This window comes from Streptomyces avermitilis MA-4680 = NBRC 14893, from assembly GCF_000009765.2.
Classification (GTDB): Bacteria; Actinomycetota; Actinomycetes; order Streptomycetales; family Streptomycetaceae; genus Streptomyces; species Streptomyces avermitilis.
Genome location: NC_003155.5, coordinates 4,345,875 through 4,372,185 on the forward strand (window position 1 = coordinate 4,345,875; position 26,311 = coordinate 4,372,185).

21 protein-coding genes, 1 tRNA gene and 1 pseudogene are annotated in these 26,311 nt (G+C 71.6%); 7 read left to right on the forward strand and 16 right to left on the reverse strand.

The genetic code is table 11. The annotated features are described in order from the left end of the window. Positions 1–43: 43 nt before the first annotated feature. From SAVERM_RS18140 to SAVERM_RS18150, 3 genes are all read left to right on the forward strand, one after another. A complete protein-coding gene (locus SAVERM_RS18140) occupies positions 44–1,084 on the forward strand; it encodes an SGNH/GDSL hydrolase family protein (protein WP_010984942.1) in 1,041 nt (346 codons plus the stop codon). Positions 1,085–1,310: 226 nt separating this feature from the next. Further along, positions 1,311–2,531: an acetyl-CoA C-acetyltransferase gene (locus SAVERM_RS18145; RefSeq protein ID WP_037644890.1), complete on the forward strand. Its 1,221-nt coding sequence runs from the start codon at positions 1,311–1,313 to the stop codon at positions 2,529–2,531. A 318-nt stretch (positions 2,532–2,849) separates the two neighbouring features. Beyond that, positions 2,850–3,638: a hypothetical protein gene (locus SAVERM_RS18150; protein ID WP_037644889.1), complete on the forward strand. Its 789-nt coding sequence runs from the start codon at positions 2,850–2,852 to the stop codon at positions 3,636–3,638. Positions 3,639–3,680: 42 nt separating this feature from the next. On the opposite strand, the gene SAVERM_RS18155 is transcribed toward SAVERM_RS18150, so the two are convergent. Continuing rightward, positions 3,681–3,992, reverse strand: coding sequence for a hypothetical protein (locus tag SAVERM_RS18155; protein WP_010984945.1), 312 nt, complete (start codon positions 3,990–3,992; stop codon positions 3,681–3,683). 104 nt (positions 3,993–4,096) lie between these two features. Here SAVERM_RS18155 and SAVERM_RS18160 point away from each other — a divergent pair, with 104 nt between their 5' ends. Further along, entirely contained in the window at positions 4,097–4,327 is a 231-nt protein-coding gene (locus tag SAVERM_RS18160; protein ID WP_010984946.1) for a DUF4287 domain-containing protein, read from the forward strand. Between the two features lie 98 nt (positions 4,328–4,425). Here the strand turns inward: SAVERM_RS18160 and SAVERM_RS18165 are convergent, their stop codons facing one another. From SAVERM_RS18165 to SAVERM_RS18205, 9 genes and pseudogenes are all read right to left on the reverse strand, one after another. Further along, positions 4,426–5,307, reverse strand: coding sequence for a Bax inhibitor-1/YccA family protein (locus SAVERM_RS18165; protein WP_010984947.1), 882 nt, complete (start codon positions 5,305–5,307; stop codon positions 4,426–4,428). Between the two features lie 258 nt (positions 5,308–5,565). Further along, a pseudogene (locus SAVERM_RS18170) lies at positions 5,566–6,735 on the reverse strand (4-hydroxybenzoate 3-monooxygenase); the annotation flags it as partial. Between the two features lie 146 nt (positions 6,736–6,881). Next, a complete protein-coding gene (locus tag SAVERM_RS18175) occupies positions 6,882–7,763 on the reverse strand; it encodes a UbiA prenyltransferase family protein (protein ID WP_037644887.1) in 882 nt (293 codons plus the stop codon). Further along, on the reverse strand, positions 7,757–9,169 hold the full coding sequence (locus SAVERM_RS18180; RefSeq protein WP_010984950.1) for a cytochrome P450: 1,413 nt from the start codon (positions 9,167–9,169) through the stop codon (positions 7,757–7,759). The genes SAVERM_RS18175 and SAVERM_RS18180 overlap by 7 nt, the downstream gene beginning before the upstream one ends. Then, positions 9,166–9,588: a nuclear transport factor 2 family protein gene (locus tag SAVERM_RS18185; protein WP_197586458.1), complete on the reverse strand. Its 423-nt coding sequence runs from the start codon at positions 9,586–9,588 to the stop codon at positions 9,166–9,168. Before SAVERM_RS18185 ends, SAVERM_RS18180 begins: the two co-directional genes overlap by 4 nt. Beyond that, on the reverse strand, positions 9,585–10,670 hold the full coding sequence (locus SAVERM_RS18190) for a ketoacyl-ACP synthase III family protein (protein WP_010984952.1): 1,086 nt from the start codon (positions 10,668–10,670) through the stop codon (positions 9,585–9,587). The genes SAVERM_RS18185 and SAVERM_RS18190 overlap by 4 nt, the downstream gene beginning before the upstream one ends. A 3-nt stretch (positions 10,671–10,673) precedes the next feature. Then, entirely contained in the window at positions 10,674–13,763 is a 3,090-nt protein-coding gene (locus tag SAVERM_RS18195) for a PEP/pyruvate-binding domain-containing protein (RefSeq protein WP_010984953.1), read from the reverse strand. Between the two features lie 3 nt (positions 13,764–13,766). Next, positions 13,767–14,408: a methyltransferase family protein gene (locus tag SAVERM_RS18200; RefSeq protein WP_010984954.1), complete on the reverse strand. Its 642-nt coding sequence runs from the start codon at positions 14,406–14,408 to the stop codon at positions 13,767–13,769. Continuing rightward, a complete protein-coding gene (locus SAVERM_RS18205) occupies positions 14,405–15,292 on the reverse strand; it encodes an AfsA-related hotdog domain-containing protein (RefSeq protein ID WP_159029002.1) in 888 nt (295 codons plus the stop codon). Before SAVERM_RS18205 ends, SAVERM_RS18200 begins: the two co-directional genes overlap by 4 nt. A 420-nt stretch (positions 15,293–15,712) precedes the next feature. On the opposite strand from SAVERM_RS18205, the gene SAVERM_RS18210 reads away from it, so the two are divergent. Next, the gene (locus SAVERM_RS18210) at positions 15,713–16,555 is read left to right on the forward strand and encodes an SDR family oxidoreductase (RefSeq protein ID WP_010984956.1); all 843 of its coding nucleotides are present in this window, start codon (positions 15,713–15,715) and stop codon (positions 16,553–16,555) included. A gap of 183 nt (positions 16,556–16,738) precedes the next feature. On the opposite strand, the gene SAVERM_RS18215 is transcribed toward SAVERM_RS18210, so the two are convergent. Next, positions 16,739–16,821: transfer RNA gene (locus SAVERM_RS18215), tRNA-Leu, on the reverse strand. 422 nt (positions 16,822–17,243) lie between these two features. On the opposite strand from SAVERM_RS18215, the gene SAVERM_RS18220 reads away from it, so the two are divergent. Both SAVERM_RS18220 and SAVERM_RS18225 read left to right on the forward strand, forming a co-directional pair. Continuing rightward, entirely contained in the window at positions 17,244–18,014 is a 771-nt protein-coding gene (locus SAVERM_RS18220) for an ABC transporter ATP-binding protein (protein ID WP_010984957.1), read from the forward strand. 73 nt (positions 18,015–18,087) lie between these two features. After that, entirely contained in the window at positions 18,088–20,616 is a 2,529-nt protein-coding gene (locus SAVERM_RS18225; protein ID WP_010984958.1) for an ABC transporter permease, read from the forward strand. A 67-nt stretch (positions 20,617–20,683) separates the two neighbouring features. On the opposite strand, the gene SAVERM_RS18230 is transcribed toward SAVERM_RS18225, so the two are convergent. The 5 genes from SAVERM_RS18230 to SAVERM_RS18250 form a co-directional block, all read right to left on the reverse strand. Next, complete coding sequence (locus SAVERM_RS18230; protein ID WP_010984959.1) at positions 20,684–21,973, reverse strand: SAM-dependent methyltransferase; 1,290 nt, start codon at positions 21,971–21,973, stop codon at positions 20,684–20,686. Positions 21,974–22,177: 204 nt separating this feature from the next. Beyond that, the gene (locus SAVERM_RS18235) at positions 22,178–23,569 is read right to left on the reverse strand and encodes an NAD(P)/FAD-dependent oxidoreductase (RefSeq protein WP_048894565.1); all 1,392 of its coding nucleotides are present in this window, start codon (positions 23,567–23,569) and stop codon (positions 22,178–22,180) included. Positions 23,570–24,154: 585 nt separating this feature from the next. After that, positions 24,155–25,096 (reverse strand): Ppx/GppA phosphatase family protein, encoded by a 942-nt coding sequence (locus SAVERM_RS18240; RefSeq protein ID WP_010984961.1) that lies wholly within the window; start codon positions 25,094–25,096, stop codon positions 24,155–24,157. Positions 25,097–25,230: 134 nt separating this feature from the next. Beyond that, the gene (locus tag SAVERM_RS18245) at positions 25,231–25,755 is read right to left on the reverse strand and encodes a DUF501 domain-containing protein (protein ID WP_010984962.1); all 525 of its coding nucleotides are present in this window, start codon (positions 25,753–25,755) and stop codon (positions 25,231–25,233) included. Between the two features lie 28 nt (positions 25,756–25,783). After that, on the reverse strand, positions 25,784–26,260 hold the full coding sequence (locus tag SAVERM_RS18250; RefSeq protein WP_037644884.1) for an FtsB family cell division protein: 477 nt from the start codon (positions 26,258–26,260) through the stop codon (positions 25,784–25,786). Positions 26,261–26,311: the final 51 nt, after the last annotated feature.

Consider the following 26,311-nt stretch of genomic DNA (forward strand, 5'->3'; position numbering starts at 1 on the left):
GGCAAGCAGTGGTTGTACGGCTACAAGGAGGTGGCGGCGGCGGATGACGAGCTTGTCGAGGGCGAGGGTGGCCCGGCGCATCGCGGCGGGTGCCGCGTACGGCGGTGGTGGGATCGGTCTGGTGGGCGCGGCGACGATCGGCGTCGTGCTGGCCGAGGTGCAGCTGGCCAAGCGCCATGTGGGCAACGGCAGTGCGCCGCACCCGCCGAGCGCGGAGGGCCGCTACGGATACGCGTACACCGTCCCCGGTGAACCGCCGCTCCGGCTGACGATGCTCGGCGACTCCACCGCCGCCGGTCAGGGCGTACGCCGATCGGGTCAAACTCCGGGCGCTCTGCTGGCCTCCGGGCTCGCGGCGGTCGCCGAGCGCCCGGTGGTGCTGCGGAACGTGGCGCTGCCGGGCGCCCAGTCGGACGATCTCGACCGCCAGGTCGGCCTGGTCCTCGGCGCCTCCGAACAGGTGCCCGACGTCTGCGTGATCATGGTCGGGGCGAACGATGTGACGCACCGCATGCCGGCCACCCGCTCGGTCCGCCATCTCGCCGCCGCGGTACGCCGGCTGCGCACCGCGGGTGCGGAGGTGGTCGTGGGCACCTGCCCCGACCTGGGCACGATCGAGCCGGTCCAGCAGCCGCTGCGCTGGCTGGCCCGCCGCGCCTCGCGCCAGCTGGCGGCCGCGCAGACGATCGGGGCGGTGGAGCAGGGCGGGCGCACGGTGTCGCTGGGCGACCTGCTCGGCCCGGAGTTCGCGGCGAACCCCCGGGAACTCTTCGGCCCCGACCACTACCACCCCTCGGCGGAGGGCTACGCGACCGCCGCGATGGCGATACTGCCGACGGTCTGCGCGGCGCTCGGCCTGTGGCCGGCGGAGGAGGAGCGCCCGGACGTCTCCCGCCGCGAGGGCTTCCTGCCGGTGGCACGGGCGGCGGCCGAGGCCGCGTCCGAGCCGGGCACGGAGGTCACGGCGGCGATGCCGACCGGACCGCGGGGCCCCTGGGCCCTCCTCAAGCGGCGGCGCCGGCGGCGGCTGCCGGCCGCCGACGCGACGGCCCCGGCGACACCGGCCCGGGAGACGTCGGCGTGAGCTCCGCCGGGGGCGGCCGCCCCCGGCGCCCGCTTCGGCCGGACACGCCACGCCCGGCTCCCGCCCCCGCGTCCGCCCCGGCATGCCCCTCCGCCCCTCGCATGAGCAAGCGCTTAGAAAAGTGCGGCCGGGGTCACACCTCCACCCCCGTGACCTCCTTCGTACGTACGGGTAACTTCCCAATCAGCCCTGCCCGTAGGTACACCCGTACGCCAATGGAGCCGTGATGCCCGAAGCCGTGATCGTCTCGACCGCCCGCTCCCCCATCGGCCGCGCTTTCAAGGGCTCCCTCAAGGACCTGCGCCCGGACGACCTGACCGCCACGATCATCCAGGCCGCCCTCGCCAAGGTCCCCGAGCTGGACCCCAAGGACATCGACGACCTGATGCTCGGCTGTGGCCTCCCCGGCGGTGAGCAGGGCCACAACCTCGGCCGCATCGTCGCCGTGCAGATGGGCATGGACCACCTCCCGGGCTGCACCATCACCCGTTACTGTTCCTCCTCGCTCCAGACGTCCCGCATGGCCCTGCACGCCATCAAGGCCGGCGAGGGCGACGTCTTCATCTCCGCGGGCGTCGAGGCGGTGTCCCGCAGCGTCAAGGGCAACTCCGACAGCCTGCCCGACACCCACAACCCCCTCTTCGCCGAGGCCGAGGCCCGCACCGCCGCCGTCGCCGAGAGCGCGGGCGCGTCCTGGCACGACCCGCGCGAGGACGGTCTGATCCCGGACGCGTACATCTCGATGGGCCAGACCGCCGAGAACCTCGCCCGCATCAAGGGCGTCACCCGTCAGGACATGGACGAGTTCGGCGTCCGCTCCCAGAACCTCGCCGAGGAAGCCATCAAGAACGGCTTCTGGGAGCGCGAGATCACGCCGGTCACGACCCCCGACGGCACGGTCGTCAGCAAGGACGACGGCCCGCGCGCCGGCGTCACCCTGGAGGGCGTGCAGGGCCTCAAGCCGGTCTTCCGCCCCGACGGCCTCGTCACGGCCGGCAACTGCTGCCCCCTCAACGACGGCGCCGCCGCCCTCGTGATCATGTCGGACACGAAGGCCCGCGAGCTCGGTCTCACCCCGCTCGCCCGCATCGTCTCCACCGGCGTCACCGGCCTCTCCCCGGAGATCATGGGCCTCGGCCCGGTCGAGGCGTCCAAGCAGGCGCTCCGGCGCGCGGGCCTGACCATCGACGACATCGACCTGGTCGAGATCAACGAGGCCTTCGCCGCCCAGGTGATCCCGTCCTACCGCGACCTCGGCATCGACCTGGACAAGCTGAACGTCAACGGCGGCGCGATCGCCGTCGGCCACCCCTTCGGCATGACCGGCGCCCGCATCACCGGCACGCTCATCAATTCCCTCCAGTTCCACGACAAGCAGTTCGGTCTGGAGACGATGTGCGTCGGCGGCGGCCAGGGCATGGCGATGGTCATCGAGCGCCTCAGCTGAGACCGGCTGCGCGCCGCCGGCCGAACCCGGCCGCGTGACGGGAGGCGGACCCAGCGTGACCTTCAGGCCCGGAGCCCGGGAATCCCAAGGGGTTCCCCCCGGCTCCGGGCCGTTTTGTGATCCAATCTCCCCCAGGATGTGACCTATCTCCCTCCAGGAGAGGATTCACGCAGGTCAGAGCAGTTTCACGCCGATCCCCGGGCCGAAAGTCCTGCCCGTTTCGTGACGTTACGCACTGACAGCTGCTTAGTCCGCCCTTCAAGCTGATGTAGGAAGTCGGGGGGTCGACTTTGAACCGGGAGTACGTCAGTGAGCGCCATGCCGATTGCTCTGCTGCTCACCACAGCCGCCACCGCGGTTGTGGGCGTCGCCGTCCTGCGCACCCTCCAGTCGCTGCGCCGGCAGATAGCGGCTCTGCACACCGAACTGACCGAGAGCCGCGCCGCGAGCGCGCGCGGTCTCGTGCCCGCCGCCCGCTCCACCGCCGACGCGGAGGAGATACGTGCCGCCGTGGCCGAGGCGCTCGCCGAGGAGCGGGAGCGCGAGCTGGCCGAGGCACGGGCGTTCTGGGCCGCCCAGGAGGCGCGTGACATCTCCGACGCGCCGTCCCTGCTGGGCCTGCCCGACAGTGATCTGTTCCTGCCGCGCCAGTCGGACTTCATGGGCCTGGAGCACGACAGCCTCGAGCCGGTGGCCGAGCCGGGTCTGGAGGCCGACGAGCTCTCCGGGGAGTCGCCCGAGCTGGCCGCGGCCCGCCGCCGCCACCCCTCGCACCCGGACTTCGTGCCGGTCCAGTCACCCGTCGTGGGCGACCACGAGCGCACGGTGACCTGCCTGGAAGAGCTCGCCGAGTCGCGTACCGAACTGGCCGACATCCGCCCCGGCCCGCTGGGCACCCTCGACGTCTACGTCTTCGCGGACGGTACGACCCTGTGCATGACCCCGGGCCACCGGGACACCGCCGAGCGGCTGTCCGCGGCCCTGCGCGCCGGCGACACTCCGGTACTGCTCGGCGGCTCGGGCATCTCGGGGGCGTACGCGCTGACGTTCGCCTGCGGCGAGGAGACCGTGTACGTCCTGGCGGACCGCGTCATCGCGTCGCTGTAACCGCCGCCGGAGAGCGGCCTGCGCACCGCGTCGGGAGTCGGATCAGACCCCGGCGCGTTTCTGTGCCTCGACCACGAGGGTCACCGCCTCCGCGAGTTCCTCCTCGTTACTCAGTACGAGTGCCAGATCTCGTCCGGCGACGGTGATCTGGTCCGCGGCCGCGAACATGCCCGCGTCGGGCATCTCACGGGGCTCGGCGGCGGGGTCCTCCAGCCGCTGGGCGCGCAGCGCCAACTCCCTGGCCAGCCCCAGTGCTTCGGCCGCAGCACTTCGCTGGAGCCGGCTCTGCGGAGCGGCCCGCAGCAGGTCGGCGAAATGATCCACGGCACGGGTCAGAGGCGTCGTATCAACCACGCCGCGAGACTACGCGCCGCAGCGGGACTGTTGCCAACACGCGAACGCTCAGGCACGGTGACCTGAAGGACCGGCTTACATCCCCTTGCGTCCCGGAGGCGCCGATGTCCCAAGTCTTCTCCGCGGAGACCCATCGCAACCTGCTCGCCCGCATCCCCCATTGCACCGGTCGTGAAGTGTCCGACTGGCTGCGCACCGTCGACGAAGGCCCCGCTCTCTTCCGTTTCGAGGAAAAGGTCAGCTGGCTTCGCGCCGAGCACAACCTCGCGTACGGCCACGCCAAGGCGATCATTCACGAGTACGACCTGAGGAGGGCCGCGCGCAAACTGCTCTGAGCGCGCACCGCCGAACGAACCGGCATCCGAGCACCCGCAGCACGACGAAGGGCCCGCGAACCGGAGTTCGCGGGCCCTTCACTGCCGGGGCGGCGGCGCTAGTCGTTACTGCTGAAGATGGCGACCAGCCGCAGCATCTCGACGTAGATCCACACCAGGGTCATGGTCAGGCCGAACGCGGCCAGCCAGGCCTCCTCGCGCGGCGCGCCGTACGCGATGCCGTCCTCGATCTGCTTGAAGTCGAGGGTGAGGAAGAACGCGCCGAGCAGGATCGCGATGATGCCGACGACCGCGCCCAGCGGGCCCATGCTGCGCAGTCCGCCGTCGGGGGCGACCCCGAAGACGACCAGCAGCAGGTTGACCGCCATGACCAGGATGAAGGCGATGGCGATGGCCATGCCGATGCGCGCGTACCGCGCGGTCACGCGGATCCAGCCCGCCTTGTAGACGAGCAGGGTCGCGCCGGCGACCGCCATGGTGCCGAGCACCGCCTGGAAGGGCGCGCCCGACCACTGGCTGTTGAACATCTCGCTGATGACCCCGAGGAAGACTCCCTCGAAGGCGGCGTAGGCGAGGATCAGCGCGGGCGAGGCCGTGCGCTTGAAGGACTGCACCATCGCCAGGACGAACGCGATGAGCGCGGCGCCGATCGCCAGCGCGTAGCTGGTGCTCGTCACCGGCAGCACGGCCCAGGCGAGGATCGCGCCGACCGCGACCGTGCCGAGCGTCATCGCCGAGCGCATGACGACGTCGTCCATCGTCATCCGGCCGGTGGAGACCGGAGCCTGCGGCGGAGCGCCGTACTGCTGGCCCTGCTGGGCGTACGGGTTCTGCGCGTAGGGGTTGCCGCCCTGCTGGGCGTACGGGTTGGCCTGCGTGCCGACAGCGGGTCCCCCGGCCGGCGGCGCGGTGTTGAAGCCCGCGTAGCCGTTGTCGCGGCTGAACCCCCGACGCGAGAAGACCGGGTTACTGCTCCTCATTTCACTCCTCCATGGCCACCTGGCGTGGCCTTGGCCTCAAGAGTAATAGGTAGGCAAAGGATTGACCCTACTGCTTAAGAAGGATCTTTCCCCTGTGCTGCCACGGTACGCGTGTGTCCCATGCCCGGCGAGCACTGGTACGAAGCCGTAACAGGGCGCTCGACCGGTAGTGGTCCGGTGCCCGTTCGGCGCCCGGTCAGTCATCCGCCGACGACCGGCCGGCGACCGGCCGGCGGCCGAGCGCCCGTTCGGGTCACTCCAGGGGGAACCGGTGTACCCCTCCGCGAGGTCGGCCTCGGCGGCGCGGGAGGACGTGATCCGCTCCAGGCGGGCCAGCTGGACGCGCTCCTCGAACGGCGTGGCGGCCGGCGGGCGGTGCAGCAGGGTCGTCATGTCGTACGAGAACCGCTCGGCCTGCCAGACGCGGCGCAGACAGGTCGCGGAGTACGCGTCGAGGCGCTCGCCCGATCCCGTCTCCTTCAGGTGCGTCAGCGCCCGCGCGAAGGTCACGACGTCCCCGACGGCGAGGTTGAGGCCCTTGGCCCCGGTCGGCGGCACGATGTGCGCCGCGTCCCCGGCGAGGAAGAGCCGGCCGTGCCGCATGGGCTCGTGGACGTAGCCGCGCATGGGGGTGACGGACTTCTGGGTGATCGGCCCGCGCTCCAGCCGCCAGGCGTCGTCCGTCTCGAAGCGCCGCTCCAGCTCCGCCCAGATCTCGTCGTCCGCCCAGGCCTCGGCGTCCGTGCCCTCGGGCACCTGGAGGTAGAGCCGGGAGACGGCCGGCGAGCGCATGCTGAGCAGGGCGAAGCCGCGTTCGTGGCGGGCGTAGACGAGTTCGTCGTGGGAGGGGGCGACATCGGCGAGGACGCCGAGCCAGCCGAAGGGATACGTACGTTCGAAGACGCGCGACACCTCGGCGGGCACGGCCTGCCGGGCGACGCCCCGGAATCCGTCGCAGCCCACGACGTAGTCGCACTCCAGGACGTCCTCGCGCCCCTCGTGGGTGAACGGCACGCGCGGCCGCTCCGTCCCTGCCCCCTCCACGGCGAGCGCCTCGGCGCCGAAGAGCAGCGGTCCGCCCTCCTCGAGCTGGAGCGCGATGAGGTCCTTGCACACCTCGGTCTGCGCGTACACCATCACGGCGCGGCCGCCGGCGAGCGCGGGGAAGTCGACGCGGTGCCGCCTCCGGTCGAACCGCAGCTCGATCCCGTCGTGCCGCAGCCCTTCCCGGTCCATCCGCTCCCCGGCCCCGGCGGCCCGCAGCACGTCGACGGTCCCCTGCTCGAGGATCCCGGCGCGCTGGCGCCGCTCCACGTACGCCCGGTCCCGGCTCTCCAGAACCACCGAGTCGATCCCGGCGTTGCGCAGCAGCCGGGCCAGCAGCAGTCCGGCCGGTCCGGCCCCGATGATCCCGACGGTGGTACGCATCGGCACGCCCCTTCGCGTTCGCCCGGCCCCGTGGTCGAGTGACGGAGTTCGCATGGTGAACTTTCCTTCACCATGCTGGGTGAGTTTCCGACCGGAGGGGCGAGCTGTCAATGCCCGGAACGGCCTGCGGGCCCGGCGCCGTTGTGTCATCCGTAGGTCAGGCTCAGCGCCAGGTAGCAGGCGAAGGTGGACAGGACGTAGTACGCCGGGGACGCCGCGGGCCAGCGCGGGGTCCGGGTCCGCCAGAACCGCCAGCCGGCCCGGGCCGGCAGCAGCAGGGGCAGCAGGGCCAGCGGCGTCAGCAAGGCCACCGGACGGGCCTGGGTCATCAGCAGCAGGACCGACAGCACCGGCGCGATCAGCGCCACGGCCACCGTCCCGCCGAGGCCGAGGGCATCGACATAACTGCGTTCGCCGGGCCGTGTCCGCCGGGTGATCTTCTTGGCGAACTCCATGTGGACGGTGACCAGCACGGTGATCACGATGGCCAGGACTCCCTCGCGGCCGGGGCCCGAGGACGTGTCGTGGAGGTAGCGGGCGTAGAGGTAGACGTGGAGCAGCAACTGAGCGGGGAAGCTGAACAGGAGGCTCAGGAACAGCCGGTCTCCCGGTGGCCAGCCCAGAAGGCGGTCGACGGTCAGAAAGAGCCCGCAGTAGCCGAGTTGGGCCGCCAGGACCGCGAGGGCCGTGGGGCTGCCGGCGTTGAGTGCCAGCACGAGCACCGCGCCGGCCGCGCACAGCACCAGCAGGTCCTTCATCCGCACGGTTCCGGCGGCCAGCGGCCGCTTCGGGTGGAACGCGCGGTCGTACGCCAGATCGCGGATGTCATCCACGGCGCGCATCAGCAGCAGGGTGACGGTGAGCGTGACGGCGGCTGTGAAGGTGCCGGTTCCGGGCCGCCAGGGCGGGCTCTGCGGCTGCACGGCCGCGAACAGCCCGGTGACCCCGTACGCCCACAGGAACGCGAACAGCACCGACGGCAGCGGGGGGTAACTGCCCGCCACGAAGCGGGTCCAGCGTCTCAGCACCGTCCGTCCTCCTTCGTGTGCCAGCGCACCGGCAGTTCCCACACGCCGCGCATGAACATCTGGTCGCGCCAGCGGAGTTCCGCCGGTTCGACCGCCAGTTCCAGGTGGTCCAGGCGCTCCAGGACCGCGGTCAGACCCTCCTGGAGCTCCACCCGGGCGTGTGCGGCACCCAGGCACATGTGCCGGCCGTGGCCGAAGCCGATGTGCGGGTTGGGCGCGCGGTCCGGGCGGAACTCGTCCGCGTCGGGGAAGACACCGGGGTCGCGGTTGGCCGCGTCGGTGAGCGGGATGACGACCTGGCCCGCGGGCAGGACCCGGCCCGCGAGTTCGACGTCCTCGAGTGCCACGTGCGGCTGGCCGCCGGTACCGGCGAACCACACCCACCGCAGCAGTTCCTCCACGACGGCCGGCACCGCGGACGCGTCGCGCCTGAGCCGGTCGGCGAGGCCGGGTGTGCCCAGTACCTGGAGGACGCACATCGCGAGATGGGAGGCGGTGGTCTCGCCGCCCGCCATCATCAGGCCGAAGCCGAAGACGACGATCTCCTCGTCGCTGAGCCGGGTCTCCCGCGGCGCGGACAGCAGCGACGTCAGCAGGTCGTCCCCGGGGCACCCGGCCGCGATCGCCTCGCGGCGCGCGGCCAGTTGTCCGAAGAAGTAGCCGTACATGACCTCGTGGGCGCGGGCTGCCTCGTCGGCGGAGAAGCGTCCGGCGGACATCATCACCGTCACCGACGGCAGCAGTCGGTCCAGATCGGCCACCGGCACGCCGAGCATCTCGCAGATCACCCGGTACGGGAACGGAGTGGTGAACTCGGCGATCAGGTCGACCGGCCGGCCGGTGTCCGCGGCCTGAAGGGAGTCGAGCAGTTCCGCGGCGATCCGCGCGATGCGGGGCCGGTCCTCCTCGGCTCTGCGGTGCGTGAAGCGGGACTGGACCCGGCTGCGACGCCGGGTGTGCGTGGGCGCGTCGCTGGTGACCAGCGCGAGCGCACCGGACCTGCGGGCGAACAGGGTGCCGTTGGCCCACGCCTCCCGGCTGAAACGGTCGTCGGACAGCACGGTCCTGACGTCGGCGTACCGGGTCACCAGCAGGGCCTCGCGGCCGTTCGCCAGCCCTACCGGCACCAACGGCTCGCCCCGGTAGCGGTCCAGGAGCACGGGGTCCAGGGGGATGCCGGACAGGCCGGGGAAGGGAAAGCGGGGCAGGTCCGCCGTGCTGGGGGCGTGCGGGTCCGCCGCGTGGGGGGCGGACCGGTCCGCCGTACGGGGGGCGGGGGCGGCCGGTGCGTCGGGCGGACCGGGGGCCGGAGCACCGGCTGCCGTGCCCGGGTCGGCCGGCAGCGGCAGAACGTCCGTCCCGCCGCCGGCGCCCGAGAACGGGCACCGTGCGCTCGCGCCGCTCATCGCAGCCACCCCTCGGCGGGCTCCAGCGCCTGGTCCGGCGCCCCGTGCCAGTACTCGTGCAAGGACTCGCACCGCCCGTCCGGCGCGAACCGCAGCGCCAGACAGCCCGCCGCGTTGCGGGGCGTACCGGTGGCGGGGTCGTACAGCACGCACCACCACTCCACGGCGGCCCGCCGGCCCGACACGAGGGGTTCCCCGAACCACATCTTCGCGTCCTTCTGCCGTGACAGCGTCCCGCGCCAGTGCTCGGCCACGGCCGCCCGGCCGGTGTGCGGGGCGCCGTAGGGGCCCTGGTGGTAGACGGCGTCGTCGGTGAAGAGGGCGGCTATCGCCTCCGCGTCGCGGGCACGCCACCCCGCCTCCAGCGAACCGATCCACCGGGCCACGGTCATGGTGCCCTCTGCTTGCGAGACGGTCACTTCCACTCCTTGTATGCCGACGGGCTTCCGGTGGCCCAGGACGGATTGCCGGTGATCTCCACGACCGCGCCGAACAGGGAGACCCCGAAGCTGTTGTTGATCATCAGGACCCGGTCGCCCTCGACGACCTGGCGGGTCTCGACGAGATGGTGCAGCGCGGCGAGTTGGTCGCTGGTGGTCATGTGGCCGAGGTGTCGGCCGAAGTCGAGTACGCCCCGCGCCGGGTCGATCCCCAGGGGTTCGAGCACGGCCCGGATGTACTCGGGACCCCCGGAGAGCACGTGGGTGACCCGGGTGATGTCGGACGGGCGCAGCCCCGCGTCCTCGATGGCCCGCAGCGCGATCTCGGTACGGCCCGCGTCCAGCGACTTCCTGGCGAGCGTGGCGGCCCCCGGGTTGTCGTGGGCGTAGTCGAGCACCCGGGCGACCAGGTCGATGCGGCCGGTGCGGGTCCGGTTCGGCGGGAACAGGGGGCCGCGGGGCCGGTTCATCTCCTCCAGCTCCGGCAGCGACGCCGAGACGATCGACCTGACCCGGGCGAAGCCTCCGCGGCTGGACAGGACGACCGCGGTGGCCGCGTCGCCGAGGATGGACGGCCGCTTCATGCGCGCGCCCGCCTGGTAGCGCCAGCGGTCGACGCGTTCGGTGCCGAAGTTCTCGGCGGCGGTCACGAGCGCCGCCGCTCTCGCCGGATCGGCGCTGAGGTAGCCGTGGGCCAGTTCCAGGGCGCCCAGGGCCGCGTTGCAGCCCTGCCGGACCTCCATGGCGGGCACCTGGGTGCCCACCGCGTGCCGCAGCACGTACTGGTGCGGCGTCCACAGCTCGGGGCCCTGCTCGTGCAGCGAGGCGTGCAGCACCAGCGCGATGTCGGCGGCCGGGTGCCCGGAGCGCTCCAGCGCGGTGCGGGCGGCCTTCACCGCCATCTCGGGCGGGGAGATGTTCCCGGCGACGGCGGCGCCGGTCCAGCCGCCGTTCCTGTGTTCCGCCGCCTCGTACCGGCCCTCGGCGACGGCGCGCTCGGCGGGATAGGGCCTGGGCAGGTAGCAGCCGAGGCCGGCGATGTGCAGGTTGTCCACGCGCACGGGCTACGCCTCCCCGCGCGCGGCCGTGGTGCCGTCATGACCGGGGGCCGTGCCGTCCGGGTCGCCACGTCCGGGCGCCGCACTGTCCGAGTGGTCCCGTCCGGAAGCCGTGGCGTCGTCGGCCTTACGGTGCGCGGCGTCGTCGGCATCGTCTGCGTCGTCTGCGTCGCGCCGCGCGGCTTCCGCTGCCTCGCACTGGGCTGCCTCGGCCGCCGTCAGCGGGCGTACCGTGCCCGCGTCGCCGTCGATCTCCACCCAGGCGCCGTCCGGGACGGCCGTCATGGCGTCCGTGACCGCGACCACTGTCGGTACCCCGAGCAGCCGTCCGCTGATCGCGGTGTGCGAGACCAGACTGCCGCGCTCCACCACGATCCCCCTGGCCGCCATCATCAGCGCCAGCCAGCCGGGGTCGGTCTCCTTCGCGATCAGTATCCGGTCCACGCACTGCTCGGGCGGCACCCGCGTGTCCCGGACGACCAGCGCCCGGCCACGGGCCCTGCCGCTGCTGGAGGCGATGCCGCGCAGTACGCCGTCCCGCGCCAGACCGGCCCGGGGCCGGGTGTCGCGGCGCGAGGCCAGCGCCACCGGCACCGGCAGGCCGCCGGGGACGGTGAAGTAGGCGGGCGGGTCCGGCGTGGCCGCGCGGGCGTCCTGCCGCGCCTCGCGCCGCCGGGCCACCGCGCGCAGATCCGTCTCGGGCAGGGTGCCGTCGAACGCGCCGAGTACCTCCTCGGCCTGGAGGTGCACGATGTCGGACGCCCGGTCCAGCATGCCCGCCTCGACCAGCCGTTCCGCGAGCCGCCACATCACCTCACGGGAGACGCCGTACAGCTGACTGCGGCAGAACCGGGTGTCCTCGCGGGCCTTGACACTGAATCGCAGCGAGGCGAGCACACCGCTGAGCACGGCCCGCCGCAGCGGATTCGGGCAGGCCTCGCGCAGCGCGTGCCGGGCGGCGCGCCGGGCGGCGGCCTCGTCGGCCTCGTTCGCCGCGACGGTGAGCCCCTGGGTGATGAAGGGCCGTAGCGCGGGCACGATCTGCCACGGTTCCTGGCGAGGGGTGCGCACCTCCAGCTTGAGATCGTGCAGGGCCCGGTCGCCATAGGTCCGCAGATGCCTGTCGAACTCCTCGGCGACGGCTTCGCCGTGGACCGAGGAGGCGATCTCCTCCCACACCTCCCGCTCGGGTCGCTCCAGCACGGCGGTGCGCAGCGCCGGGTCGGCGGCGACGCGTTCGGCCAGGGCGATGGAGGAACGCACCGACGCCAGAGTGCGGTTGGGCCGGCCGCCGCCCAGCAGGCGCGGCAGCAGCGCCGACCCCTCCGGCGCCCAGCGCTTGAGCAGGGAGTCGGCGCACGTCAGCGCCACCAGGGCGAAGTAACTGGACACCATGGTGATGCCCCAGCGGTGTTCGGCCTCGGCCCACATGGTGCGGTAGCGGGCGACGAGTTCGTCCGCGGTGCAGTCCTCGAAGGAGGGCCACTGCGCCATCAACTCGTCCCACCAGCGCAGGAACTGCCGCAGTCGGCGGGGTTGGGTGACGTAGGCCCAGCCGAGGCGGGGCGAGGCCCGCAGCACCTCCCCCCACGCGCGGCGGCGGTCCCCCTCGTCCGGACGGGCGTGGTCGGGCGGCTGTGTGAAGCCGAGCGAACGCTGCCACATGGGGCGGATGAGCTCGAAGCCGGGGATCTGGCCGTGCAGCGCGAACCAGGCGTCGAGCCGGTAGTACACCCGCCCGTCCAGGTGGCCGATCATCCGGCTCAGGTGGTGCTGGTTGCGCCGCAGGGACCGCTTCGGTACGCCGACGCGCCGGTAGAAGTCGGCGAAGCCGGTCCGGTAGAAGACCCGGGCCTGTGAGTACGTCAGCGCGCTGGTGACACCGGGGAAGGACTCGGTGAGGTTGTGGTTGGTCCACGGCACGGGCGGCACGGCCTCGTCCCCCGGCGCGGCCCCGGCACCCGGCACGGCCCCGGCACCCGGCACGGCGCCCTCACCGGGCACGGGCCCGGTCTGCACCACGGACCCGGTCTGCACCACGGACCCGGTCTGCACCACGGGCCTGGCCTGCACCAGGTGGATCGCACCGTCACTGGTGATGGTGCCCTCGATGTCCTGGGGGCCGCCGAACAGTTCCTCCGCGCGGGCGGCCAGCGCACCGACGCGGCGGACATCCGCGTCGGAGAGCACCGCCTTCCGGGCGAGCGGGGCGGGGACCGGCAGGACGACCGGGCCCTCGTCGGCGCGGGCCGGGTCGAGACCGACCATCACGGACTTCACGGCGAGCTCGCCGCGGACGGCACCGTCGGCGCGGTTCACGAAGAAGTGGTCGATGTCGGCCTTCTCCTGCACGATGCCCTCACCGATGCCGTGCGCGGCGGCGACGACCGCCTGTTGGGCACCGCCGCGGGGATCACGGGTGAACATCACGAACGACCGCACTCCCGGCACCATCCGCTGCACCCCGACCGCGACGCGTACCGCGGTGACGTCGACGCCGCGCCGCACCCGGTAGAGCACCGCCTCGGGGTTGTAGGCGGAGGACCAGCAGTCCACGACCCGGTCGAGGACGGCGTCCCTGCGGACGTAGAGGTAGCTGTCGGACAGCCCGGCGAACGGGTCGTCGGCGCCGTCCTCTCCGCTGCCGTCCGCCTGCGCCGCCGTACAGCCGCGTACGGCGACGAGCCCGTCGGGTCCGGCGAGTTCGTCGAAGGCGGCGAGGATCCGCCCGGCCAGTTCCGCCGGCACCCGCACGGCGCGGACCCGGTCCCGCGCGGCGCGCGCCCAGGCCATCAGGTCACCGGCGCTCGCACCGGTGCCGGGGAAGCCGGCGGGCACGGGCACCGACGCGGCGAACGCCTCGGCGGTCAGGACGAAGAAGGCGGGCACGGGAAGGCCGGCGCGGCGCATCGTGTGCTGCCGGGAGAACTTGTGCCCCACCTGGACCGGATCGGCCAGCGCGTCGGCCGCGGGCCCGGCCAGATGTGTATCAACGGGCCCGGCCAGATGGGTGTCAAGGGAAGCGGGGGCCCCCGCGTCAGTGGTTCCGCGGCCGGTCGAGCCGGTCGAAGGGGGGTGGTGGACCGTATGCGCCATGGCCTACCACACCCCCGGCAGGAGCCGTGCCCGGCCGCCCGCGTAACCGGCGTATCCGGGCACCTCCCACAGCACCCGTTCCTCGACCCGGACCCGCCAGGTGACCACGGCGCACAGGGCGAGAAGGAACAGCACACTCAGCGGGTTGAGGAAGAACGACACGAACGCGGCGTTGGCCAGCAGCATCCCGGTGTAGGCCGGGTGCCGCACGTGTCGGTACGGGCCGTGCGTGACCACGGAATGGTCGGAATAGCGGACCACGTGGTGGGAGTAGAAGCGCCCCAGAGTACGGATGGCGACCAGGCGCAGCGCGACCGCGGCGGTGAACACCACGACCGGCACGACCAGCCACGCCGACCACCCCTGCCACGGCAGCGGCCAGAGCACCGCGGACATTCCGGTGCCGGCGCGGGCGAGGGCGTACGGCAGCAGGGTGCTGTTCTCCGCGGCGGACTGGGAGGGATGCCGCACGGTGATCCTGGCCTCGGCGAGTACCCACAGCACGTACAGGCCGGCGAACAGGGCGCCCGCCAACTGCGGCGTGGAGGCGTGGTCGGTGAGCAGCAGACCGATCGCGGTCACGAACACGGCGCAGGTCACGGGCAGCAGGGCCCGCAGCGCGAGGACGACGAGGCGCTGGTTCATGCCGCCGCCTCCCGGTCGGCGCGAAAGGCACGGTAGCCGTCGGGGGACAGGCCCTTGCTGACGTAGATCAGGGAACCGACGGTGACGCCCTCGCCCTCACCCGCGACGACCTCGAAGGTGAGTCTGGCCTTGTCGTCGGACATACGCACCTGCCGCCAGCGCAGCGAAAGCGGTACCGAGGCGGGCAGGTCGAGCGGCAGGTCGGCGGTGAGCCGCAGCCACAGCATCTGTACTTCCGGCGGCCAGCCGCCCACCCGGTGCGACAACCAGGTGGCGAACTGCCGGCCGGCCTCGATGACGGACTTCACGGAGCGCAGGCCCGCCCTGCGGCTCGCCAGGGTGTGCCAGGAAGCCGGGACCAGTACGGGCGCGGTGACCAGTCCGTCGGTCGCCCGGGGTTCACCGATCATCACGTTCGCCGGGCGGGTGCGATGCACCAGCGAGGCCTGCGCGGGGGCCTCACGACGGGCGCCGGCGGCGGAGGGGCGGACCGGATCGCTGTCGGGGGTCAGTACGAACCAGCCGTCCGAGACGACGGCCGGCCCCTGCGTGACGCGCAGCGGGCGGCGGCCCTTCTCCTCCGGCGCCGCGTACAGCACGAGCTCGGGAGACAGTTCCGGCATCACCCGGAAGTTCACCACCCACTTGGCGCGTAAGCCCGGGGGCACGTCGATGCGGTCACGCACGGCGTTCGCCATCCCGCACACCAGCAGCATGCCGGGGACGTGGTCCAGCGGGTGGTCGAAGAAGAAGGGGTCCCTCCGGTCGACGGTCAGCTCCGTCAGCCACGAGTCCCCGCCGGGTGACGGGGCCGGCGGCGGCAGCAGGCCTACCCGGCTTCCGTTCCTCTCTTCTTCTCGCGTCGTCTCTATGTGCGTGGTCATCCGCATTCCTCGTTTCCTGCCTCTTCTGCTCGGCGCGTGACGTGGAGCGTGCGGTCCCGGCAGCTCGGGGCGGGATCCGCCTGCCTCTCGAACGCCCCGTCCGATGGCCGGCCGGGGGGGAGGAGGAGGCGGTCGCCGAGGGTGGACGGCTTGGTTCCGTACGTCAGTCGGACCGTTGTCGGCCCGGCGCCGGCCCAGTGTCGACGAGGCCGCTGACACGCCGCTGATCACTCCCGGAGCCCTCCTCGGAGACCCGGGCGGCCAGGTCACGCCCTCGTTCCGCGGATCAGCGGCGTGTCAGCGGCGGGGGCCACGATGCGACCCCTGTTCTTCCGACCCACGGGCCGGGTGCGGTCGTCGGCCGTGCCCGGAGCCGGGTGCGATCCCGGTGCCCGTGGCCCGACGAGAAAGGCCTGTGCGGTGATTCTGGTGACGGGCGCGACCGGCGTGGTGGGCCGCCAGGTGGCACACACACTGGCGCGGTCCGGCCGGGTGCGCCTTCTGGTCCGCGACCCGGCGCGGCTCACGGTCGAAGGGCCCGGCGTCGAGGTCGCCACCGGAGCGTACGAGGACCACGCGTCGCTGCTGCGGGCACTGAAGGGCGTCGAGGCCGCGTTCCTGGTCACCGTCGATCCGGGCGGTCAGGAGGACGGGCGGTTCCTGCGGGCGGCGGTGGCGGCCGACGTACGGCATGTGGTGAAGCTGTCCTCGTACGCGGCCGGTGAGGACGACGCCGACGACCTGATCACGCGGTGGCAGCGGAAGTGCGAGGAGACGCTGCGCTCCTCCGGGCTCGACTGGACCCTGCTGCGACCGCGCGCCTTCATGTCCAACACCCTGTCCTGGGCGGACTCCATCCGCCGGGAAGGCACCGTGCGAGCCCTGTACCCCGGCTCGGAGAACGCCTGCGTCGACCCCCGTGACATCGCCGAGGTCGCGGTGACCGCGCTGACCTCACCCGGCCACGAGGGCCGGGTGTATCCCCTCACCGGCCCCGAAGCGGTCTCCGCGGAGCAACAGACGCGGCACCTGGCGGCGGTCCTCGGCCGCCCGCTGGTCTGCCGCGAACTGACACCACAGCAGGCTGCCGCCCGGTGGGCGCGGCGCTACCCGCCCAAGGTGGTGCACGCACTCGTCCTGAGCGCACAACGCCAGCTGCTGGGCCGCAAGACGACGACCGACCCCACGTTCGCCCGGGTCACGGGCCACCCACCACGCTCCTACCGACAGTGGGCGACGGACCACAGGAACGCGTTCGCCTGAATGCGGGCATGCTCATCGACAGCGGCTGTCGACAGCGGCTCTGAAGACTTTCGGTTCGTTCGCGGCGTCACGTACGCCATAAAACGACCGCAGAGACGGCGTGCTCCCGTGGTGTTCCCGGGCCACAAAAGAAATTCGGCACCTCCCCGCCGTTCCAGCAGGTAGGTGCCGTGGCGCGGGAGGTGCCCGGAACCGGACTTGAACCGGTACGCCCGCGAGGGGCAGCGAGGTTTAAGCTCGCCGTGTCTGCATTCCACCATCCGGGCAGGCCATGGGCTCCGCATCGAGGTTCCGAGCCTATCGGGACGCATCCTCCGAACAGCGGGCGGTGGACCCGATGTTGTCTTATTTTATTGACGTCTGAGGGTGCATCAGCACCCGGTACGGGCCATCCGCACTTGCCAGTAGCCTTTCGGGCAACTCGGACCGGCGTATGCGGAATGACGGAATTTCACCGCCCGCACACGACCCTGGTACCGCCCGAACGAGCGAGGCGCACAGTCGGCGCACAGAAAGCCGCGACTGCGCCCCCTCAGGGGCGGCTGTCATCCCCAGGTATGAGACGCGCCCTGCCGGTCAGTCCCGAGTCGCCCCCGGGAACCGGAACAGCGGCTGACTACAGGGCTCCGATCGGGCCCCAGGATGGAACACGTCCCCATCATCGCCGTCCCGACAGGAGCACCCTCCCGTGACCAGCACTCCCCTCGCCGACCGGACCACCGCGGTGGCCGCCCGCGCCACGGAACTGTCGAAGGTCTACGGACAGGGCGAGACCCAGGTGGTCGCCCTGGACCGGGTCACCGCCGACTTCCGGCAGGCCGAGTTCACCGCGATCATGGGCCCCTCCGGGTCCGGCAAGTCCACGCTGATGCACTGCGTCGCGGGCCTCGACACCTTCAGCAGCGGCTCCGTGCGCATAGGCGACACCGAGCTCGGCTCGCTCAAGGACAAGCAGCTCACGAAGCTCCGCCGGGACAAGATCGGCTTCATCTTCCAGGCGTTCAACCTGCTGCCCACGCTGACCGCCCTGGAGAACATCACCCTCCCGATGGACATCGCGGGCCGCAAGCCGGACAAGCAGTGGCTCGACAACGTCATCCAGATGGTGGGCCTGTCGGGACGGCTGAGCCACCGGCCCGCCCAGCTGTCGGGCGGCCAGCAGCAGCGCGTCGCCGTGGCCCGCGCGCTCGCGTCCAAGCCCGACATCATCTTCGGCGACGAGCCGACCGGAAACCTGGACTCGCGCTCGGGCGCGGAGGTGCTGGGCTTCCTGCGCAACTCCGTACGGGAGCTGGGGCAGACCGTGGTCATGGTCACGCACGACCCGGTGGCCGCGGCCTACGCCGACCGGGTCGTCTTCCTGGCGGACGGACGCATCGTGGACGAGGTGCACGGGCCGACGGCCGACGCGGTCCTCGACCGCATGAAGCAGTTCGACGCCAAGGGCCGCACGAGCTGACGTCCCCTCACCCCCACCGCCCGGGACTGAGCCGACGTCCCCTCACCCCATACCTCCTGGACTGAGAAAACCCATGTTCCGTACCGCCTTGCGCACCGTACTCGCGCACAAGGCCAGGCTCGTCATGACCGTGCTCGCCGTGATGCTCGGCGTGGCGTTCGTCTCGGGCACCCTGGTCTTCACCAACACCATCTCGGACGCCTACCAGAAGAGCTCCGCCAAGGGCTTCGACCAGGTCGACGTCGCCATCCAGGCGGAGAGCCGCCAGGACGAGGGCGACACGATCGCCGAGCGGCCCAAGCTCACCCAGGCGCTCCTCGACAAGGCCGCCGAGGTGCCCGGCGCCGGCTCCGCCATCGGCGTCGTGAACGGCTTCACCGCCATCGCCGACCAGGACGGCAAGCTCGTCGGCAACGGCTTCCAGTCGCAGGGCGGGAACTACTGGGGGACCAAGGACCCCCGTTACCCCCTGACCGTCGGACACGCCCCCCGCGGCAAGAACGAGATCGCCCTCGACGCGAGGACGGCCGAGCGCGCCGGATACAAGGTCGGCGACACCGTACGGCTCTCCGTCGACGGCCCGGTGCTCACCCCGAAGGTCACCGGCATCTTCACCACCGACGACGGCAACGTCGCGGCCGGCGGCAGCCTCGCCCTCTTCGACACCGCGACCGCCCAGCAGCTGTTCCACAAGGCCGGCGAGTACGACGAGATCGATGTGAAGGCCGCCTCCGGGACGAGCCAGATCGCGCTGCGCAACGCGCTCGACGAGGTCGTGCCGAAGGACGTCGCCTCCACCACCACCGGCAAGCAGCTCGCCGACGACCAGGCGACCCAGATCGCCTCCGCGATGAGCGGCATGAAGACCGGCCTGCTGGTCTTCGCGGGCATCGCGCTCTTCGTCGGCACCTTCATCATCGCCAACACCTTCACCATGCTGGTCGCCCAGCGCACCAAGGAGCTGGCGCTGCTGCGCGCCGTCGGCGCCTCCCGCAGGCAGGTCACCCGGTCCGTACTGATCGAGGCGTTCGTCGTCGGCGCGGTCGCGGCCGTCACCGGTCTGGCCGCGGGCATCGGCATCGGCGCGGGCATGCGCTCCCTGATGGGCACCCTGGGCGCCACCGTCCCCGACGGCCCGCTGGTCATCTCCCCGGGCACGGTCGCCACGGCGCTGCTCGTCGGCATCCTCATCACCATGCTGGCCGCGTGGCTGCCGGGCCGGCGCGCCGCGAAGATCCCGCCGGTCGCCGCGATGAGCAGCGTGCACGCCAAGGCCACCACCAAGTCCCTGGTCCTGCGCAACACGCTCGGCGCCCTGTTCTCCGCCGCCGGCATCGCGGTCGTCCTCTACGCCACCACCCTGGACGGCTCGGACGGGCAGGCCCCGATGGGCCTCGGGGCGGTGCTGCTCATCATCGGCGTCTTCATCCTCACGCCACTGCTGTCACGCCCGCTGATCGCCGCGGCCGCCCCGGTGCTGCGTATCTTCGGGGTCTCCGGCAAGCTCGCCCGCCAGAACTCCGTACGCAACCCGCGGCGCACCGCCGCGACCGCCTCCGCGCTGATGATCGGCCTCACTCTGATCACCGGCATGACGGTGATGGCGGGCAGCCTGCAGACGTCGATCGACAAGATGGCGTCCTCCGCGATCAAGGCGGACTACGTCGTCTCGATGGCCAACGGCAACTACCTCTCCACGGACGTCGACAAGAAGCTCTCCGCGACGGACGGCGTCACCGCCACCAGCCCGCTGCGCAACGCGCCCTCGCGCATCGACGGCGAGACCGAGTACCTGACCGGCGTCAACGGCCGGTCCATCAACGACCTGACCGATCTCACGGTCCAGGACGGCGCCTTCAAGGTCGGCGGCACGCAGGTCGTCGTCGACGACGAGACCGCCGCGTCCCACCACTGGACGGCCGGTTCGCGGTTCACGGCCTCGTTCGAGGACGGCAAGAAGCAGCGGCTCACGGTCACCGGGGTGTACCAGAGCACCGAGATGATGCGCGGCATCATGCTGGACAACGCCACGCTCACCCCGCATCTGACCGACCCGTCCGACATGCAGGTCATGGTCAAGACGTCGGCCGGCGCGTCCGGCCCGGTCAAGGACCGGCTGGAGAAGGCACTCGGCGACAACCCGGCCATCAAGGTCCAGGACAAGAAGGACATCTCCAACGACATCGCGCAGATGTTCACGCTGATGCTGAACATGCTCTACGGCCTGCTGGCGATGGCGGTGATCGTCGCCGTCCTCGGTGTCATCAACACCCTGGCCATGTCGGTCTTCGAACGCTCGCAGGAGATCGGCATGCTCCGGGCGATCGGCCTGGACCGCAAGGGCATCAAGCGGATGGTCCGGCTGGAGTCCCTGGTCATCTCGCTCTTCGGCGGTGTGCTCGGCATCGGCCTCGGCGTGTTCTTCGGCTGGGCGGCCGGTGAACTGCTCGGCACCAAGATGGCGACGTACGAACTGGTCCTGCCCTGGGGCCGGATGGCCCTCTTCCTCCTGCTGGCCGCGGCGGTCGGCGTCCTGGCGGCCCTGTGGCCGGCCCGCCGGGCGGCCCGCCTGAACATGCTGACGGCCATCAAGTCGGAGTAACCGACAGCCGTACATGAGGCGGGGCCCCGTTCCGATCCCTGGAACGGGGCCCCATTTCGCGCTGTGCTCAGTTCCAGGTACGTGCCCGCAGAGGGATCCCGGAGGCGCCCGACTCCGGTGTCCTGACCGCCAGCACCTGGTTGACGCCGATGCGGTTGTGCTCGAAGGCGAGGGCGCAGGCGGCCATGTACAGCCGCCAGACACGGGCCCGGCCCGGGCTCGTCAGCCGTACGCCCCGCACCCACTGGGCCTCCAGGTTGGCGACCCAGCGCCGCAGGGTGAGGGCGTAGTGCTCACGCAGGGACTCGACGTCACGGACCTCGAACCCGGCCCGCTCCAGCTGGGTGACCGTGCTGCCGATGGGCGCGAGCTCACCGTCCGGGAAGACGTACGCGTCGATGAACTCGTCGACGGAGTACGTGGATTCGTCGAGCTGCGGCCGCCGGGCGATCTGGTGGTTGAGGAGCCGCCCGTCCGGCTTGAGCAGGGCGTACAGATCCCGCGCGTAGTCCAGGTACCGCTCGGCGCCGACGTGCTCGGCCATGCCGATGGAGGAGATCGCGTCGTACGGGCCGTCGGTCACGTCCCGGTAGTCCTGTACGCGGATCTCGACCCGGTCGGTCAGCCCCTCGTCGGCGACGCGCTTACGGGCGTACGCGGCCTGCTCCTGGGAGAGGGTGATGCCGACGACGCTCACGCCGTGCTCGCGGGCGGCGTGGATGGCCATGGAGCCCCAGCCGCAGCCGACGTCCAGGAGCCGCTGACCGGGGGTCAGACCGAGCTTGCGGGAGACGAGTTCGAGCTTGTCGCGCTGGGCGTCCTCGAGTGTGCCGTCCGGGGTGGCCCAGTAGGCGCAGGAGTACACCATGGACGGGCCGAGGACGATCTCGTAGAAGTCGTTGCCGACGTCGTAGTGGTGGCTGATGGCGCGCCGGTCGCTGCGCTTGGTGTGCAGATGGCCGCGTCTGCGGACCTCCTCGCGGGGCGGGGCGGGCGGCAGCGGGGGTCCGGCCATCCGCACCAGGCCGCTGACCGCGGCGCGTACGTCCGGGTCACGCAGGGCCTCGGTGAGGGTACGGGCGTCGTCGCGGCGCTCCCAGAGGAGCCCGGCGATCAGGTCGAGGACGGCGTAGAGGTCTCCCCGCACCGTCACGTCGCCCGCGACCCAGGCCCGGGCCAGGCCCAGCTCGCCGGGTTTCCACAACAGCCGGCGCAGGGCGCGGCGATTGCGCACGACGAGGGTGGGAGCACCGGGCGGGCCGGCCTCCGAACCGTCCCACGCGTGAATACGCAGCGGGAGCGGGGCTCCCAGCAACTGGTCGAGAAGGCTCTTCAGCCGCAGCGCGGCGTCTGGCATGGCGCACACCTCCGTGACGGTAGATCCCGGAACGTCCAACACCACGTAAACACCGGCGGAAGCCGCGCGCAGTCCCCCTTTCGCGTTACGAGTGAGCAAAATAGATGTAGCGACCATGCTTCTTTCGCCTGCGCGGGAACGCCGAAGGGGCCTCCCGCACCACGGATGGCGGAAGGCCCCTTCGGGCTGTTCGGTGACCGGAGGTCAGGAGGCCTTGGCCTTCTCCTCGGTCTTCGGCGCGACCGCGGCGGCCGGAGCCGGCGCCGGCTTGGCGGCCTCGTAGAACTCCTCGCGCGGGGACTCCAGCGCGCCCAGCGCCACGACCTCACGCTTCAGGAACATCTGCAGCGTCCAGTCCGCGAAGACCCGGATCTTCCGGTTCCACGTCGGCATCGCCAGGCCGTGGTAGCCGCGGTGCATGTACCACGCCAGCCGGCCCTTGAGCTTGATCTTCATCTTGCCCATGACGATCATCGCGACGCCCTTGTGGAGGCCGAGCCCGGCCACCGCACCCTTGTTGGAGTGCGCGTACTCCTTCTGCGGGAAGCCCCGCATACCGGAGACCACGTTGTCGCCGAGGACCCTCGCCTGACGCAGCGCGTGCTGCGCGTTCGGCGGGCACCAGGCGTTCTCGACGCCGGCCTTGCGGGCGGCCATGTCCGGCACCTGCGCGTTGTCGCCGGCGGCCCAGATGTAGTCCGTGCCCTGCACCTGGAGGGTGGTCTGGGTGTCCACGTGACCGCGCGGGCCGAGCGGCAGGCCGAAGCGGGACAGGACCGGGTTCGGCTTGACGCCGGCCGTCCACACGATCGTGCTGGAGTCGACCTCGAGGCCGTTCTTCAGCACGACGTGGCCGTCGACGCAGGAGTCCATCGAGGTGGAGAGGTAGATCTCGACCCCGCGGCTCTCCAGGTGCTCCTTGCCGTACTGGCCGAGCTTGGGGCCGACCTCGGGGAGGATCTTGTCGGCGGCGTCGACGAGGATGAACCGCATGTCCTCGCGCGACACGTTGTTGTAGTACTTGGCCGCGTCGCGGGCCATGTCCTCGACCTCGCCGATGGTCTCGGCGCCGGCGAAGCCACCGCCGACGAAGACGAAGGTCAACGCCTTGCGGCGGACCTCCTCATCGGTCGTCGAGTCGGCCTTGTCGAGCTGCTCGAGGACGTGGTTGCGCAGGCCGATGGCCTCCTCGATGCCCTTCATGCCGATGCCCTGCTCGGCGAGGCCGGGGATCGGGAAGGTGCGGGAGACCGCGCCCATCGCGATGACGAGGTAGTCGAAAGGCAGCTCGTACGCCTCACCCACGAGAGGGGCGATCGTGGCGACCTTGCGGTCCTGGTCGATGGTGGTGACCCGGCCGGTGAGGACCTCCGCCTTCGGCAGCACGCGTCGCAGCGGGACGACGACATGCCGAGGGGAGATGCTGCCGGCGGCGGTTTCGGGGAGGAAGGGCTGGTAGGTCATGTACGACCGGGGGTCGACGACCGTGACGGTCGCCTCGCCGTAGCGCATCTTCTTGAGAATGCGCCGAGCTGCGTACAGGCCTACGTACCCACCGCCTACTACGAGGATCCTGGGACGCTCCGTGGTGCTCATGCCATCGAGTATCCACCCGCCCCAGGGGGGTCGCTCGTGCGCCCCTTCACAAGCTTGGGTGAGCCCTCTGCTACACTGCGCGGCTCACGTGACCCAGGTCATGTCGATGGAGGGGAACCACCGCGCGGTGCGGACCGTTGTCAACACCGCGTGAGCTGCACTCCGGTCGTTCGAACGGGCCGAACCACCCTCCGCGCCCACCCGCCGGAAACACACCCGCAACGCTCCGCTGAGCACCCTCCCGCACCTGGTGAGCCCCCCTGAAGGGGGCAACCCACCGAATCGTCGCCCAGCAGGCCCGAAATCCTTGTGAAGAACTTCACGAAGTTTTCCGGCGGTGTGCCGCGGAGGGGGTCCGGAAGGCCCTCAGAGCGTGCTCATACGTTATCCGAACTGCTCAGGAGAGACTACCGGCGGGTAGCAAAGTGTCCCCCAGGTCACGCCCAAGGCCCCCCGAAACGCCTCACGAACACCTCGCCGGACACCTCACGAACGTCTCGCCGACGAGCGCGCGAGCGTCTCGCCGACGGCCGCGCGAGCGCCCCGCCGCCGACCTCGCGAACGCCTCGCTGACGGCCGCGCGAACTACGCGATGGACCAGGCGATTCCGTCGAGGATGTCGTGCTCGCTGACCACGACCTCCCGCGCCCCGATCCGCTCCATGATCGAGAGCAGTACGAGGGCGCCCGCGCCGATGACGTCGACGCGGCCCGGGTGCATGGAGGGGACGGCCGCGCGTTCGGCGTGGGTGGAGGCCAGCAGCCACTCGGTGATCTCGCGGACGCGGTCGTACGGGATCCGGGAGTGGTGGATGGCGACCGAGTCGTACTCCGGGAGGTTCTGCGCGATCGCCGAGATCGTGGTGACGGAGCCGGCCAGGCCGACCAGCGTGTGCGCCTCGTGCAGCGGCACGGTCTGCTCCACCAGGTCCAGCGCCGCGTCGATGTCGGCCCGGATCGCCTCGATCCGGTCGGGCGACGGCGGGTCGACTACCTGGCCGTCGTGCACCAGGTGACGTTCGGTCATACGGACGCAGCCGATGTCGACGGAGCGTGCGGCGCGCACATGGTCGTCGCCGACCACGAACTCCGTCGAGCCGCCGCCGATGTCCACGACGAGGAAGGGCTTGGCGAGGTCGTCGCGGCCGGTCAGCTCCTTGGTCGCGCCGGTGAAGGAGAACTCGGCCTCCTGGTCGCCGGTGATGACCTCGGGCTCGACACCCAGGATGTCGATGACCCCGCGCACGAACTCGTCGCGGTTCTCGGCGTCGCGGGAGGCGGAGGTGGCGACGAAGCGGATCTTCTCCGCGCCGTGCTCCTTGATGATCGCGGCGTACTCCCGGCAGGCCGCGAAGGTCCGCTCCAGGGCCTCGGGCGCGAGCCGCCCGGTCCGGTCGACGCCCTGGCCGAGCCGGACGATGGTCATCCGCCGGTCGAGGTCGACGAGTTCCCCGGTCTCCGGGTGGGCGTCGGCGACGAGGAGCCGGATGGAGTTCGTACCGCAGTCGATGGCGGCGACGCGGGTCATGGCAGTTCCTTGAGGTCGAGGGGTGAGTTCTCGGCTCCGGTCGGCGGCGATCGGCCCGTCCGGCGTTCAAGGACGGGCCGTTCAGGCCGAAGCGGGGGCCTGGGGGCGCGGCCCCCGGGGACGGGAACGGACGGTCACTCGTCGGCGGCCGGCACCACGCAGGCCCCCTTGCGCCACCACTCCGGCAGCATCGCGATCGCCTCGTCGCCCAGCGGGTTCACACCCGGGCCCGCGGCCAGGGAGTGGGCCACCAGCACATGCAGGCACTTCACCCGGTCCGGCATGCCGCCCGCGCTCGGGAAGCCCTCCAGGACCTCGATGGAGTCGCGGCGGGCGATGTAGTCCTCGTGCGCCGCGCGGTAGGCCGCGGCCAGCTCGGGGTCGGTCGCCAGCCGGTCCGTCATCTCCTTCATGACGCCGTTGGCCTCGAGGGTGCCGATCGCGGACGCGGCCCGCGGGCACGTCAGGTAGTACGTCGTCGGGAACGGCGTGCCGTCGGGCAGCCGCGGCGCCGTCTCGACGACGTCCGGCTGTCCGCACGGGCACCGGTGCGCGATGGCGCGCAGTCCGCGCGGCGGGCGCCCGAGCTGCTGCTTGAAGGCCTCGACGTCCGCGTCGGTCGGCTCGGTGCGCGGAGTGGTCGGCGGGGGCGTTTCCATGCCTGTACGTAAGTCTCTTTCTCGTTCTTCACTGGTCGGAGGCGTCGGACTTGTCGACCCCGTCCCAGACGTTGGCGTACCAGGGGCGGTCGGCCGCACCCTGCGTCGTCCGCGCCGGCTTGGCCGCGGCCGGGTCGATCACGATGTAGCCGGTCTCGCCCGGCATCACATAGTGCAGCCGCTGCCGGATCTGCTGCTCGGCGTAGGCGTCGTCCTGCCAGCGGGCCTTGAGGTCACGCAGCTGTTCGACGCGCTGCCGGGCCCGCTCCTGCTGCCGCTGGAGATCGGCGACCTCGGCGCGCTGGGACACGTACTGCCTTATCGGGTACGCGAGGGCCACGATCAGCGAGCACAGCACCAGCGCGAGCAGCGCGGCCCGGCTGGTCAGCCGGGAGCGGCGGGCCTGCCGCTTGGTCTGGGAGCGGTAGACGCGGGCCGCCGTCTGCTCGCCGAGCAGCCGCAGCCTGGTCGCGGTGGAGAACCGGTCCCGGTCCTTCACGGCCATCTCCCGCCTCCCCTTCACACGCGCGTACGTCCCCGCACACGGTACGGGACC